Source organism: Ureaplasma zalophigenitalium, assembly GCF_025780055.1.
Lineage (GTDB): Bacteria > Bacillota_I > Bacilli_A > Mycoplasmatales > Mycoplasmoidaceae > Ureaplasma > Ureaplasma zalophigenitalium.
This window is the reverse complement of the sequence record NZ_JAOXHJ010000030.1, coordinates 1-450: the sequence shown is the minus strand read 5'-3', so window position 1 is coordinate 450 and position 450 is coordinate 1. Positions and strand designations below refer to the sequence as shown.

Genomic DNA, 450 nt, shown 5'->3' with positions numbered 1-450 from the left:
AATTTACAAACGATTGAGAACAGAGAAGAATAGAAGATTTGGTTAATCTCGTTAAAAAATCTTCTTTATTAATCACACAAATTAAAAACAAAGGATCATATCCTGTATATAGTGCAGGTACCTTTTTTGGTTACAATGATTTATATTTTACGAATGAACCATCTATATTAATCTCTGTGGATGGAAGCATTGGAAATTTAATGTATCTAGATGTTAATTCATGATTTATATCGACAAATAATGCACTTTTTGCATCAAATATAGTTTCTACTTGATTTTTATACTACCTTCTTAAAACGGTTAAATTCAATACCTATTGAACAGGATCAACAATTCCACATTTGTATTTCAAGACATACAAAAAAATAAAGAAATTAATACCTAGTAAAAACGAGCAAAACTGTATAGTTAAAATAATGCACAGTTTAAATACATCCATATCACTTCTTC

General features: G+C 26.9%; 1 protein-coding gene. It reads left to right on the top strand.

The annotated features are described in order from the left end of the window. Nucleotides 1–450 (top strand): restriction endonuclease subunit S (locus OF365_RS03220; RefSeq protein ID WP_263818172.1); only part of this gene is annotated, 450 nt, incomplete at both ends.